This window comes from Mucilaginibacter sp. NFR10 (genome assembly GCF_900100445.1).
Taxonomy (GTDB): Bacteria; Bacteroidota; Bacteroidia; order Sphingobacteriales; family Sphingobacteriaceae; genus Mucilaginibacter; species Mucilaginibacter rubeus.
This window is the reverse complement of sequence record NZ_FMTV01000001.1, coordinates 668,873-683,014: the sequence shown is the minus strand read 5'-3', so window position 1 is coordinate 683,014 and position 14,142 is coordinate 668,873. Positions and strand designations below refer to the sequence as shown.

The 14,142-nt window shown below is 43.0% G+C and carries 10 protein-coding genes; 5 read left to right on the top strand and 5 right to left on the bottom strand.

Going from position 1 to position 14,142, the window contains the following annotated elements:
* Nucleotides 1-41: 41 nt before the first annotated feature.
* From BLP33_RS02920 to BLP33_RS02905, 4 genes are all read right to left on the bottom strand, one after another.
* Complete coding sequence (locus BLP33_RS02920) at nucleotides 42-1,574, bottom strand: SusD/RagB family nutrient-binding outer membrane lipoprotein (protein WP_090524704.1); 1,533 nt, start codon at nucleotides 1,572-1,574, stop codon at nucleotides 42-44.
* Nucleotides 1,575-1,591: 17 nt separating this feature from the next.
* Nucleotides 1,592-5,041 carry a SusC/RagA family TonB-linked outer membrane protein gene (locus BLP33_RS02915; protein ID WP_090524702.1) on the bottom strand — a complete coding sequence of 1,150 codons (3,450 nt, stop codon included), beginning with the start codon at nucleotides 5,039-5,041 and terminating at the stop codon, nucleotides 1,592-1,594.
* Nucleotides 5,042-5,052: 11 nt separating this feature from the next.
* The gene (locus BLP33_RS02910) at nucleotides 5,053-6,087 is read right to left on the bottom strand and encodes a FecR family protein (protein WP_090524700.1); all 1,035 of its coding nucleotides are present in this window, start codon (nucleotides 6,085-6,087) and stop codon (nucleotides 5,053-5,055) included.
* A 79-nt stretch (nucleotides 6,088-6,166) separates the two neighbouring features.
* Nucleotides 6,167-6,787: an RNA polymerase sigma factor gene (locus BLP33_RS02905; protein ID WP_090524698.1), complete on the bottom strand. Its 621-nt coding sequence runs from the start codon at nucleotides 6,785-6,787 to the stop codon at nucleotides 6,167-6,169.
* 258 nt (nucleotides 6,788-7,045) lie between these two features.
* On the opposite strand from BLP33_RS02905, the gene BLP33_RS02900 reads away from it, so the two are divergent.
* Together BLP33_RS02900 and BLP33_RS02895 are read left to right on the top strand one after the other, a co-directional pair.
* Nucleotides 7,046-8,080 (top strand): LacI family DNA-binding transcriptional regulator, encoded by a 1,035-nt coding sequence (locus BLP33_RS02900; RefSeq protein WP_090524696.1) that lies wholly within the window; start codon nucleotides 7,046-7,048, stop codon nucleotides 8,078-8,080.
* A gap of 27 nt (nucleotides 8,081-8,107) precedes the next feature.
* Nucleotides 8,108-9,292: a tetratricopeptide repeat protein gene (locus tag BLP33_RS02895; RefSeq protein WP_090524694.1), complete on the top strand. Its 1,185-nt coding sequence runs from the start codon at nucleotides 8,108-8,110 to the stop codon at nucleotides 9,290-9,292.
* Nucleotides 9,293-9,309: 17 nt separating this feature from the next.
* Here the strand turns inward: BLP33_RS02895 and BLP33_RS02890 are convergent, their stop codons facing one another.
* Nucleotides 9,310-10,074, bottom strand: a complete 765-nt coding sequence (locus tag BLP33_RS02890) for a DeoR/GlpR family DNA-binding transcription regulator (protein WP_090524692.1) — start codon at nucleotides 10,072-10,074, stop codon at nucleotides 9,310-9,312.
* Between the two features lie 152 nt (nucleotides 10,075-10,226).
* Between BLP33_RS02890 and BLP33_RS02885 the strand changes: the two genes are divergently transcribed.
* The 3 genes from BLP33_RS02885 to BLP33_RS02875 are packed head-to-tail and all read left to right on the top strand — an operon-like array spanning nucleotide 10,227 to nucleotide 14,135.
* Nucleotides 10,227-11,807, top strand: a complete 1,581-nt coding sequence (locus BLP33_RS02885) for a glycerol-3-phosphate dehydrogenase/oxidase (RefSeq protein WP_090524690.1) — start codon at nucleotides 10,227-10,229, stop codon at nucleotides 11,805-11,807.
* A gap of 57 nt (nucleotides 11,808-11,864) precedes the next feature.
* Entirely contained in the window at nucleotides 11,865-13,379 is a 1,515-nt protein-coding gene (glpK, locus tag BLP33_RS02880) for a glycerol kinase GlpK (protein ID WP_090524688.1), read from the top strand.
* Between the two features lie 24 nt (nucleotides 13,380-13,403).
* Nucleotides 13,404-14,135, top strand: a complete 732-nt coding sequence (locus BLP33_RS02875; protein ID WP_090524686.1) for an MIP/aquaporin family protein — start codon at nucleotides 13,404-13,406, stop codon at nucleotides 14,133-14,135.
* Nucleotides 14,136-14,142: the final 7 nt, after the last annotated feature.

The following is a 14,142-nucleotide window of genomic DNA, read 5'->3' as shown; positions in this document are numbered from 1 at the left end:
CCGAAACAACATCAACTAATTTAACAAATCAAACTTTAACATTATTGTTTATCCCACCACATCCTGGTTAAAAAATCATCCGGTCCCTGACGGGAGATAGCAGCGACATATGATGCCGCGTTAAGGTTTTGCTCGCCAACAGGGTATAACATCCGTCTGAATATTTTACCGCCTGTAGCATTACCAACATAATTATTAGGCACCAGAGCAGGATAACCTGTACGCCTGTAGCTTGCAAAAACCTCCTGCGCATCAGGGAATATGCCAACCCAAAACTGGGTATAGATCTGCTCCATTTTTTGATCAAGCGTGCCACCTGTATTAAAAGGATGCGCGTTGATATACGAATTGATCTGAGCTGTTGTTATGGTGCCTGCGCTACCGGCAATAATGCTCCATTGACGCATGGATGCGGCAATGCCATTTTGATATAATGACTCGGCAGTAGCAGCGGTATACCATCCCCTTGCTGCAGCTTCAGATAACAGGAAATAACTTTCGGCAGCGGTAAAAACCAATCGCGGAGAATTTAACAGCAATATCGTTTTAGGATTTGGCTCTGAATAGGTTACAAAATCGGCTGGTTTGGCATTTAATCCTGCTGACATACCTTTTTGAATAGCTGAAGTAGTATCAGCTACGCCGCCGTTCCACACTACAGATACTACGGCCAGGCGCGGATCTTTATTGGCTTTCAGATAATTAATAAACACATCCTGGTACTTGCCTCCTTCGGTATTGGTACTGCCGTTACCTGCAATATAATCGTTGTTGTAAAGATCAAGCGCCAAAGGGTTTTTATTGATATCCTGGCCGGCACCAACGTAAGCTACTTTGGCAACATCGGCATCATCCAAAATAACACCACCTGCAATAGCTTTTGCCGCCCAGGCTTGCGCTTGAGCGATATCAACTTTGGTCATGCGCATGGCACACCTGAGCATAAGCGAATAGGCAAGCTTTTTCCATTTTACAGTATTACCACCGTAAATTAAATCAGCCGAACCAAATGTTGTTTTAGCAGCGTCAAGGCTTTGGGCGGCCTGGTCAAGCTCCTTCAATAAATCGGCATAGATATCTTTTTGTGCATCGTAAGCCGGCTTATATATAGCCTGATTATAACCCTGTGCAGCCTGCGAATATGGGATATCGCCATACAAGTCGGTAAGCCTGCTGAAGCAATATACTTTCCAGATCCTCGCTTCGGCCTGCAGGTTTACCTGTGAAGCATCGGTGCCAACCGCTTTTAAAACCTCACCTAATTCGTTGATCTCATTAGGATAAGCATTGGTGAAAGCTGCCGCCGACTGCGGGCCCTGGCTCAATACATATTTTGACCCGAAACCGGCCACGTCATTAAAACTGGTGGTGTACTGCATGGTGCCCAGTAACAAATCAAGCATACGTGCTGTACCGTCATATTGAGATTTGGTAAAAATGTACTGTGGTACCGCTTTTGATGATGCATCAGGGTTGATGTTTAGCGTATCAAAGTTTTTAGTACACGATTGTGTGGCGATAATGCCAAGCATTATTAGTGCGTAATAAATATATTTGGTTAAATGTCTTTTCATCGTATTCAATTTAATTGTTAAAACTTAACAGCCAGGTTTACACCAAGTGAACGTGTACGCGGTAAGCCAATAGACTCGAAGCCCTGAGTTTTACTATTGGTAAAGCTTTGCTCCGGATCGAAATTATCTGTCTGCTTATAAATAGTCCAGAGGTTCCTGGCCACAAAAGATATACTGGCCGACTGGATCTTAACTTTGTTTAAAAGACTTGTTGGAAGTGCATATGACAGGATAACCTGGCGAAGTTTAACAAAGCTGCCATCGTGCAAAAACAGTTCGGAATACGTTTTGTAATTATCATAGTATGACCTCAGACCACTTACAGGTACCGTGCGGGTGTAAGGAGCACCAGTTTGATCAACACCGTTCAATACTAAGCCGTTTTCCCTTCCCGGCAATGTTGATTTCATTAAGCCCAAACGAGTGGCGTAAACTTCCATAACCGAAAACACCTTGTTACCAAACTTACCGTCAACCAAAAAACTTAACGAAATTCTTTTATACCTGAATTCGTTGGTTAAACCCATGGTAAGCGGGGCAACGCTTTTACCTAACTGTTGCAGCGGGGTTTGTACCGGTAAACCTGTTGTAGCATTAAATACTACAGTACCATTAGCATCCCTTTGCATGCGGGTACCCACCAGCATGCCAAAGGGCTTACCTTCAATGTTATCTAAAATACCCCAGTTACCTACCGAAGTGGCCAGCTGAATGGTATTAAGGCCGGGGGCCAGCTTAACTACTTTATTATTATTATAGGCTACATTATAACTCGCGCTCCAGGTAAAACTGCTCGTTTTTACAGGCGTACCATTCAATAATACTTCAATACCCTTGTTGCTTACCTGACCAACGTTCAGGATCACGTTATTATAACCCGATGTTGAAGAAATTGCCGTATTTACAATGTCGTTGGTTGTTTTACGATCATACAGCGTAACATCCAAACCTAAACGGTTCTTAAGCATCTGCAATTCAAAACCACCTTCAAATGTTGTTGAAGTATATGGTTTAAGAGTGCTGTTGGTAATATTATTACTGGTGACATTTTGCAGAGGTTGCCCGGCACTTGGCACATTACTATAAGTAAGGTTGATAGCATATGCATCAGGATCGCCTCCGCCTACCTGGGCCCATGAGCCACGCAGTTTTACAAGATTAAAAAAATCAGGGAGTTTAACTGCATCCGAGAGGATGAAGCTTCCGCCCACGCTTGGGTAAAATATACTGTTGCTTTTAGGACTAAGCACTGAAAACCAATCTTTCCTGCCGGTAAATGACAAAAACACCAGACTCTTGTAATCAAAATCGGCGGAGCCAAAAATCGAGTTGGTCACAATCTTGGCATTGTATGGTAGGGTTGATGAAACTGCAAGGTTGGTGAAGCTGTAAAAATATGGAATCGTAAATTGCGAACCATTAAGCGTTAGCTGATTGGTTGTGTATTTACGGCTGTTTACGCCGCCCAAAACATTTACATTTAAATCACTAATGATCTTTGTTTTATAACTAACGGTAGCTAACTCGTTGGTTTCAGACACATCCGATTTAATGCCTGCATATTGGCCATTAGGTATGTACAATGTACCGGTTGGTAGTATATTGGTATAGTTGTAATTGAAAAAGTCGCGGCTGATGGTGGCTTTGAAAGTAAGGTTTTTTATGGGCGAGTAAATAACTGATCCCTGGCCAATAAAACGGTTCTTCACATCATCCTCTTTGTACTTATTGATCACAAAATATCCGTTTGACGCGATGGATGCATCGTTCCAGATCTGTTCATTGCCCATAGCATCATAACCCGGCTTCAACCAGCGAACATCAACGGTGTTAGCAACCTCAAGCGGGGTCCAGTTTGGGTTGCCCAAAGCATCGCCTGCGCCTGTACGGTTATGACCGGTTTCAACGTTGTATTGTGCTAAAGCCTCAATCGATAGCTTATCGCTCAGTTTGCCGTTCAGGGCGAGATTAAAAGTTTTACGATCATAGGTAGTACCCGGCAAAATACCTTTACTGTTCAAATCGGCAGCCGAAAACCTGTAGGTAAAAGCTTCGTTGCCGCCCAAAAAAGCCAGACTGTTGGTATAAGTACTACCTGTTTGATAATAGTTTTTAAGATTATTTTTCTGTGCAACATAAGGGTGGGTTTTCCCATCAACAGCTACATAATCAGTAGAGCCGTCAATTTTCGAACCCCATGAGCGCCTTCCGCTTGCCTGCGCAGCCGCCAAGGTGGTTGGTTTTACGCCGCCATCGCCCTGCCCGTACTCGTACTGGTAATCTGGGAATACAGCTACATTATCATAGGTGGCTGTCGAGTTAAACTCAACCCCTACCCCTTTCTGGATCCGGCCTTTTTTGGTGGTGATCAAAATAACACCATTTGCAGCCCTTGAACCGTAAAGCGCGGCAGCAGTACCACCTTTAAGCACGCTGATTGATTCAATATCGTCGGGGTTTATAGCTGCTATACCATCACCGCGGTCAACATTATTGGTAATACCATTAACCGTAGCAGGGCCACCGGGTACGCTGTTATCAATCGGCATACCGTTCACCACATATAATGGCTGGTTATCACCGGCAAGACCGCCGTTACCCCTGATCACCACGCGGCTTGAACCGCCCGGACCGGTTGATAAGCCCGCCGCGTTAACACCGGCTACTTTACCGGTAAGCGCGTTGGCTACGTTATTTTCACGGGCCTGAGTAAACTCTGTACCCTTAACCTCAGTCACCGAATAGCCCAATGATTTTTTTTGTTTGCTGATACCAAGCGCGGTAACTACAACCTCATTAAGTGCTTTGTTATTGGGGGCCAGTTTGATTTGTAAAGGCGATGCAGGATCGTTTACGGCAACCTCTTCCTGATTATATCCTATAAAGGCTACCACCAGGGTTAATGGTTTCCCCGAATACTTATCGGGCACTATCAATCTGAAACTGCCTGTAATATCGGTAATTGCCCCCACCTTATTATCCATTTTTAAATAAACCGATGCGCCAACAACCGGCTGACCATCGCCTGCATCCACTACCTTACCTGTTAATGTAACTGCTGCAACAGATACATTGTTCGGGGTGAGGTCCTTCACTGTAAAAATTGAGATCTGGTTATCATTTATCTTACGATATGTTAACTGAAAGGCTGATAACAATTGTTTCAAATTATCGTCAAGCGTTAACTGGCTGATGTTGCTTGTTAAATTTGCAGGCACAAACTTGTTATCAAGCAAGCCTTCCTGGTAAGCTATCTGCACATTGAATTGTTTTTTCAAGTTTTCAAGTGCGTCTTTTAGGAGTACCTTGTTTTCAACAGCTTGCGGATCTGTATAACCGTAACTTTTTGCGTGGATCCTGTTGTTACTGGTTAATGCCATTTGGGCATAGCCGTATGCCGACCGGCCAAGCAATACCATCAGGAAACAGCAACATCTTAAAAAAATGAATGAGTCGAGTTTTCTCATAAGTTATTCGTTTAGGGGTTTAATTTTGTTATAGTGATATTTTTGTCTGTTCGGGTAATTTTCACCGGAAGTGTGGTGGATATAGTTTCAATTAATTCCTCAACATTAGGCACGTTGATCTCACCTTCTATTTTGAAATTGGCTAAGTCAGGGCTTGAAAAATCAACCTGATAGCCGTAATCATCGGTCATGATCTCGCTGATCTGCGCCAGGCTGGCATCATTAAATAAAAGCTGGTGTTTTGTCCATTTGGTGATTTTTTCAGGAGCGGGAAGAGTAATGCGGGTAAGTGCTTTTTTATAAGTATGCTGCACGTAATCGCCCGGTTTCATAATAAGCGATTGTTTCCCCGTTACGGCATCAACGTAATCAAGCCTGATCTTTCCCTGAACTAAACCTACGTTGGTTTTATTATGCCTGCTTCTGACATTAAAAGTTGTGCCCAACACCTCAATATCCATATCAGGGCAATGCACAATAAATCTTTCAGAAGGCTTAATATGGGCTGGGTCTTTATTGATATGCGTTACATTGAACAATCCTTCTCCATTTATCCAAACCTCTCTTGAATTTTTATCCCAGTTATCGGAGTAAGTTAATTTCGAGTTACCATTGAGCACCACGGTTGAGCCATCGGGTAATGTAACGGTACGCAGCTCGCCAAAAGCAGTATCAATTTCATTTTGCCTGCCTTTAATCAGCCATAAGGAAATACCGATAGAGGATACCAGCAATAACATTGCAGCAACACGGAGGTATTTGTTTAAGCTGAATATTTTTGGTTTGACCTGGTCTTTTTGCAGGGAGGATTCAATCCGGAGCCAAACTTTTGATTGATTAGCTTCATTAGTAAAAACATCCTGTTTACGGTATGCTTTAATAATTTTCGAAGCTTCGGCAATTATTTCTGTCTGCTGCGGATACTCTGCAGCAACTTGCTGCCAAAAAACGGTATCATTTTGTGAAGGGCTAATCACAAAAAGGAGAAAATCATCATCCTCTAAAAAATCCGGCAGGGTATAATTACTGTATTTGGCTATCTGCATTATCTATAAGGTGTTATTTACTCCTTATAGACAGCACCCTACCCCAATTATCCCTACAAACTGAAAAAAAATTTATTTTTTAATGATTATTTATGCAGAAGCATGAATACAGGGCTAAAACAATAGCCAATTTTGAAGTTTTTAGCACCTCCTGAAGGTTATCGAATGCTTTATAGATCAGTTTATAGGCCGAACTAATGTTTATTTCCATGATATCGGCAATTTCATCATAACCTAAACCCTCATAAAAACGCAGGTATATAATTTCCTGCTGCCGTGCCGGCAAAGCTTTAACATGAAACTTAATCTTCTTCTGCAATTCCTGTTCTTCCTCATCGGCCATGAGCTGCTGATCGAATGAAATTTCAAAGGGAAAGTTATGCTCCGCTTCATCCTCAATATCAACAAAGCGCGATTTCGACTGCAGCTTACGGAAAATAATGCTGCGCAACGATTTGAAAAGATAGTTTTTTACCGATACAGGATTGCCAAGCCCCGCCCTGTTTGTCCAAAGCCTAATAAAAAGATCATGTATGGCATCCTCAATTACATTAACGTCCCTGGTAAATTTGTGCCCGTAGTTGTTGAGTACCTTAAAATATTGGTTATATAATTGCGTGTAAGCATCCCAATTGCCTTCTTTAAAAGCAAGCCAGACAGCAGTATTATGATCGTCATGAACAATTTGTTCGTGAGACATAGCTTAACCAGGGGATAAAACGTTTTACAATTGAAATCAGGTACAATGTAATAATTATAACAATAATTTTACACCTAATTAAAAATCAATAATACAATTAAATTGATATAAAATTGCTTTTGCCGGAATTGAAGAAGTTATCGCCAAAAAGCCACACCCTTTTGACAATGGAAAACACTCAAATATTTCAATTTTTAAAATAACTTAGCCCGTATCAAATATTTCCAGATATTTAAAAACCGATGGCCACGCTAAATTATGTTTGAATCAGTTACTATTAAGGATATTGCCAAGGCTTTAGGTGTATCAACATCAACGGTATCAAGGGCGCTTAACGGAAGCTATGAAATAGGCACCGAAACCAAAAAGCTTGTCCTTGAGTACGCTGAAAAAATCAACTACCGGCCTAACCCTATTGCTTTAAGTCTTAAAGAACAAAAAAGCCACTCCATAGGCGTAGTGGTTTGCGAAGTGGCTAACGATTATTTTTCGCAGGCTATTAACGGCATTGAATCTATAGCTTATAACCGCGGGTATCACGTTATCATCACCCAAACGCACGAATCATTTGACAGGGAAAGTGCCAATGTAAAACATTTATTATCGCGGCATGTGGATGGTTTGTTGGTATCGCTATCAGCGCAAACAACCGATACATCTCAATATAAATACCTGCTGGATAAAGGTTTCCCTATCGTATTTTTTGACAGGGCAGCGCCTGACCTGAATACTCACAAAGTGATAGCCAATAATTTTCAGGGCTCATTTAACGGCACCGAAGCTTTGATCAATTCGGGTTTTACCAAAATAGCACACCTCACCAATTCAAATAACCTGCTTATCAGCCACGAGCGCTTTGAAGGCTATAAGGCCGCACTTGATAAACACGGTATCGAATTCAGGCCCGAATACCTTAAACATTGCAACCATGGCGGTATGATCCACGACGAAGTGGAGTTTGTACTGAAAGAATTGCTGGCATTGGATGATAAACCGGAGGCTATTTTTAGCGGCAGCGACAGGCTAACCATCAGCAGTATGTCGATATTAAAAAAATGGGGCTTAAAAGTTCCGGGAGATATCGCGATAGCAGGCTTCACCAATTCGGATGTGGTTGATCTGTTTGATCCACCATTAACTGTTGTACGTCAGCCAGCCTTCCAGATTGGGCAAATGGCTACAGAAATGCTTATTAAAACTATAGAAAGCAAATGGCCGGTTGAAGAATTTACGACTGAGAAAGTGGATACGCAATTGATTGTGAGGTCATCTTCAGCGAAAGGTATAGTTTAAAATTAGCTTCGGTTAACACACCCAATAATGCCATATTCAAAGCCCAAAGATGATTTTACCATAATAACAGCAAGATCCAGACTTTTAGCCTTGGAGATGAAACACGGCTTTATTGATTGTGTCCATTTGTTTTTGGCGATGTTGAAAGAGACATGTTTAGCGGGTAAATACTTACAGGCCATTGATGCAGAGGTTTTAGATAAACAGATAAGAGACTTATATCCGGCTAATGGCACTCAAACAATAAAAGACGACTTCGCGTTAACGGTTTGGGCTGAACGTACAGTAAAGCACGCGTACACTATTGCCAGAATAAATGAACAGCGGTCAATAAACAGTATCCATTTGCTGCTGGCTATCCTCAGTTTTGAAGATAAAACAATAACAGGGCCTATTGAGAGGGCTGGCATTTTAATTGAAGATATAACCGAAGACTATTTCAAAAAGAAAATTAAAAAATTCTCAGCCCCTTTCGATGTCATTCGAGCCAAAACATATAACAAGGTTGAGATTTTCTTACTCGAAATAACGGGAAAAAAGAATAAAAAAATACAGCAGATTTATGAAACTGCGGTCGCTCTCTATTACTATTATCAGTTTGAAGATGTGACTAAAATTTGCGAGACCGGTTTAAGCCTATCCCCGGGTGACTTGAGTTTTAAAAACTTGATAGCCTGTGGCAAATACAAATCAGGTGATTACCAATCGGCAATAAAGTTAATAGACGAACTAATTGAAAACAGACCTGATTCGGATAATATTAATTATGAAGTTACAAAGGCCTATATCTATGATATAATTGGCAACCATGATAAATCTGCAGTTATCCTTGATAAACTGCTCGCCATGAATCCCGACGACAAGGAACTTTTAAACCATAAGGGTTTCAATCTTTCAAAACAAGAACAATACACAGAATCTATTCCTTTCTTTGAAAAAGCCATCGCCATGGATGCAACTGCTTCTTTTACGTTGAATAACCTTGGCTTTTCAAAATTTAAACTTGGGGATGTAAACGGTGCCATGGCACTCATCGATAAATCCTTAGCATTACATAAGGGTAATGCTTACGCTTATAAAAACAAAGGGATCATTTTAATGGAACAAGGCAACAATGAAGATGCCTTACAAAACTTTGACCTTGCATTAAAATTTGGTTATACAGAAAAATATGGAGACGAAGTACTGCAATTAATAAAGCAGATTAATTGACTTCTAACTATATACCATTAAACCACCGTTACCTTCACCCCTTTTTCTTCCAGCATATTGAGCATTGCCGGGCTAATACCGCTATCGGTAATAATTTCGTTGATTTGATCAAGCGCGCAAATTTTTGCCAGGCCCCGCTTACCAAATTTGGTACTATCGGCCAATACAATGGTAGTTTGGGCCGCATTGATCATTTTCCGGTTAAGCCGGGCTTCGGATAAATTAGTAGTAGTCAGCCCTATTTCCGGGTCGATACCATCTACACCTAAAAACAATACACCGCATAACATATCGTCCAGCATCAGTTCGGCATAATTGCCTGTTACCGATGAGGAGGTACTTCGCATTTGCCCGCCCAATTGAACAATATCAACCTGCGGATGCTGTAGAAGCTCGAGCGCTACCGGCAAAGCCGCGGTAACTACCGTAAGATGCCTGTTTGGCTGCATAGCACGGGCAAGGGCGAGCATTGTGGTTCCTGAGGCTATAATAACCGAATCATTGGTATCTATCCTTATCGCTGCTTCTGCGGCAATTTTTCTTTTTTCGGGGCCGTTCAGTTTCTCCTTTTCGGCTACCGGCCTGTCATTAGCATAAGGGTTAGTTTGGCTTGCACCACCATGCGTTCTGAAAAGTAGGTTTTTATCTTCCAAAAGTTTCAGGTCCTTCCGGATGGTAACTTCCGAAACACTTAACTGGTTGCTCAGGTCCTGCACATTCACAAAACCATCTGTCTCAACCTTTTGCAGGATAAACTTATGCCGGTCGGTGTTTTTACTCATAATCGCTAAATTAAACAGAAAAATTGACTGTAATGTTTTGCAAAGCTTACTGTGCTCCGTGTTAGTCAAATGTAACCAAATAAAATTATTTTTAATTTCATTTGGTTTTATTTTATTTCGATTTTATATATTTGAATAAATATCGAAATAAAATGAACTCATTTACAAGAGAAGCGAACCTTAGCCACCTTAACGATACCGAAAAGATCTGGGACCTGGTCATCATAGGTGGCGGAGCTACCGGACTTGGCGCTGCAGTTGATGCAGCCTCGCGCGGTTTCTCTGTATTATTACTGGAACAAGCCGATTTTGCAAAAGGAACATCAAGCCGTGCCACCAAGCTGGTACACGGCGGAGTGCGATACCTGGCACAGGGCGATATCGGCCTGGTGCGTGAAGCCTTACGCGAACGGGGATTACTATTGAAAAACGCGCCTCATCTTGTAAAAAACGAAAGTTTTATTATTCCTAATTACTCCTGGTGGGACGGTGTTTTTTATACTATCGGCCTCAGCATTTATGATCTACTGGCCGGGAAGTTAAGTTTTGGCCGGGCAAAACACATTTCCAAAAAAGAAACCACTAAACGACTGCCGGGAATACAAGAAAAAGGGCTTCATGGCGGGGTGGTTTATCACGACGGGCAGTTTGATGATTCGCGACTGGCAATTAACCTGGCGCAAACCGCCGTTGAACAGAGTGCAACCTTGCTCAATTACTTTAAAGTAACCGGATTAATCAAAGATACTACTAATAAAATCATAGGCGTAAAAGCCACTGATACAGAGACAGGCGCCGGGTATCAATTAAAGGCAAAAACAGTGATCAATGCCACCGGCGTTTTTGTTGATGATGTACTAAAAATGGATACCCCCGAAAAGAAGCCCATGGTTAGGCCAAGCCAGGGCGTACACCTTGTACTCGACCGTTCATTTTTACCGGCCGACGATGCGCTGATGATCCCAAAAACGGAAGATGGGCGCGTACTTTTTGCAGTTCCCTGGCATGAGAAATTATTGATAGGCACTACAGATACCCCAATCAACTCGCACAGCCTTGAGCCGGTGGCACTGGACGAAGAAGTGGAATTTATACTACGAACCGCGGGCAAATACCTCACCAAAGCCCCTACCCGTGCCGATGTATTAAGTGTATTTGCGGGTTTACGACCGCTTGCCGCCCCACAAGATGGATCATCAAAAACAAAGGAAATTTCCCGAAGCCATAAATTAATCGTTTCCGCGTCCGGCTTAATTACCATAACCGGCGGCAAGTGGACCACCTACCGCAAAATGGCCGAGGATATTGTTGACAAGGCTATTGAAACAGGCGGGCTTACAAACACACCTTGTAAAACTGCATCTCTACCCATCCATGGCAGTCGCCCCACCCCCGACCGTACCAACCCTATGTTTGTTTATGGTGCCGACATTGAAAAGATTGTAGCACTGCAAAATGAAAACCCGGATTGGGGAAACCCGGTTCACCCTAAAGATAGGTATACTAAGGCTGAGGTAATCTGGTCGGTAAGGAATGAAATGGCGCGTACTGTTGAGGATATCCTGGCGCGCCGTACCCGTGTACTATTTTTAGATGCCCGCTTAGCTACCGAAATGACTGCCGAAGTAGCACACCTTATGGCCGCTGAGTTGGGAAAAGATGCAGCATGGGAAGCCGCACAGATTAATGCATTTAACGAAACAGCAAAAAATTATATACTAACACCACATTAAAATGAGCAAATTTAATGTGATATTCAATAAATAAACCAAGGTAAACCAAACCAAATTATGCAGGAATATATTTTAGCGCTCGACCAGGGCACTACCAGTTCGCGGGCAATAGTTTTTGATCATACAGGTAAAATTGTTGCTTCGGCACAAAAAGAATTTAAGCAATACTTTCCTAAGCCCGGCTGGGTTGAACACGACCCTAATGAGATTTGGGCAGGCCAGATTGGGGTTGCCGCAGAAGCTATTGCAAAAGCAGGCTTGGGTGGCGGCAATATTAAAGCCATAGGTATAACTAATCAGCGCGAAACCACCATAGTTTGGAACCGCAAAACCGGCGAACCAATTCATAACGCCATTGTTTGGCAGGACAGGCGTACCGCCGCCTTTTGCGATGAACTAAAGCAAAACGGTCATAGCGAAATGATCCGCGATAAAACCGGCCTGGTAATAGATGCTTACTTTTCCGGCTCAAAAATAAAATGGCTCCTGGACAATGTTGAAGGTGCCAGGGCACAGGCCGAAGCCGGTGAACTGGCTTTTGGCACGGTTGACAGCTGGCTCATCTGGCAGTTAACCCGCAGCGAAGTTCACGCTACCGATGTAACCAATGCCGCCCGTACCATGCTGTTCAATATCCGCACACAACAATGGGACGAGGAGTTGCTACAACTGTTTAATATCCCAAAAAGTATCTTGCCCGAAGTAAAACAATCAAGCGAGCTATATGGACAAACAGCCAATAATTTGTTTGCGCAAAGGATCCCGATTGCAGGTATAGCCGGCGATCAGCATGCAGCATTGTTCGGGCAGATGTGCATTGATAAAGCGATGGTTAAAAACACTTATGGCACAGGCTGTTTTATGCTGATGAATATCGGACATGAGTTTATCAAATCAAAAAACAACCTGCTTACCACCATCGCCTGGAAAATAAACGGCGAGATCACCTACGCCTTTGAGGGCAGTATTTTTATAGGCGGTGCGGTAGTGCAGTGGCTGCGCGACGGGCTGGGCATTATCAAAACGTCGGCAGATGTTGAAAAGCTGGCTACCTCAGTAAAAGATACCGCGGGCGTTTACTTTGTACCCGCGTTTGCAGGTTTGGGTGCTCCCTACTGGGACCCGGAAGTCCGGGGGGCTATAGTTGGTTTAACCAGGGGTGCTACAGCAGCCCACATTTCAAGGGCCGCATTATCATCAATAGCCTACCAAACCATGGATGTGCTTAAAGCGATGGAAGCTGATGCAGGCATGGAGATAAAAGAACTGCGTGTGGATGGCGGGGCGACTGCCAATAACCTGCTGATGCAGTTTCAGTCAGACGTATTAAACTGCAAAGTGATCCGGCCCGAAGTTACCGAAACTACAGCACTTGGTGTAGCCTATATGGCCGGGCTGGCTGTAGGCTATTGGAAAGATATAGCCGAAATTCAGCACTTGTGGGCCGCCGAAGCGGAATTTACTCCGGCCAACGATCTTGACGAAGTAAAATCGGGCATTGCCGGCTGGAAACGCGCGGTAAGCACTGCTCAATGCTGGTCAAATTCCGGGCATCCTGTAACAGTTATTTAATATCCATCTTTAAAATATTTTAACATGTCTCCATTTGTAGCCGAACTGATAGGCACCATGCTCTTGATATTATTAGGTGATGGTGTAGTGGCCAACGTAGTTTTAAAAGATACTAAGGGAAATAACAGCGGATGGATAGTAATTACCACTGCCTGGGGATTAGCTGTTTTTGTAGGGGTAGTTGTTGCAGGTCCGTATAGCGGCGCGCACCTTAATCCTGCCGTAACCATAGCACTCGCTATTGCGGGTAAGTTTGCCTGGGCAAACGTTGTGCCCTACATTATTGCCCAATTTGCGGGCGCTTGTATCGGTGCATTTTTAGTTTGGGTAATGTATTATGATCATTTTAAACGCACAAATGATCAGGCCTCGATACTGGCCGTATTTTGTACGGGGCCTGCTGTACGTAATTACGTTTCAAACATCGCCAGCGAAGTGATTGGCGCATTTGTATTGTTGTTTACCATCTTTTACATAGCAGGTGCTGAAATTACTCCTGCTAAAACGCCTATTGGCCTGGGTTCAGTAGGTGCCATCCCTGTAGCATTACTGGTTTGGGTGATAGGCCTGTCATTAGGTGGCACTACAGGCTATGCTATCAACCCAGCCCGTGACCTTGGCCCACGCTTTATGCATATGCTGCTACCGATAAAAGGCAAAGGAACCAGCGATTGGGCTTATGCATGGATCCCGATTATCGGCCCATTGGTTGGGGCTTCCATTGCTGCTTTATTGTATCTTTCAATTAAGCTATAAATCTCAT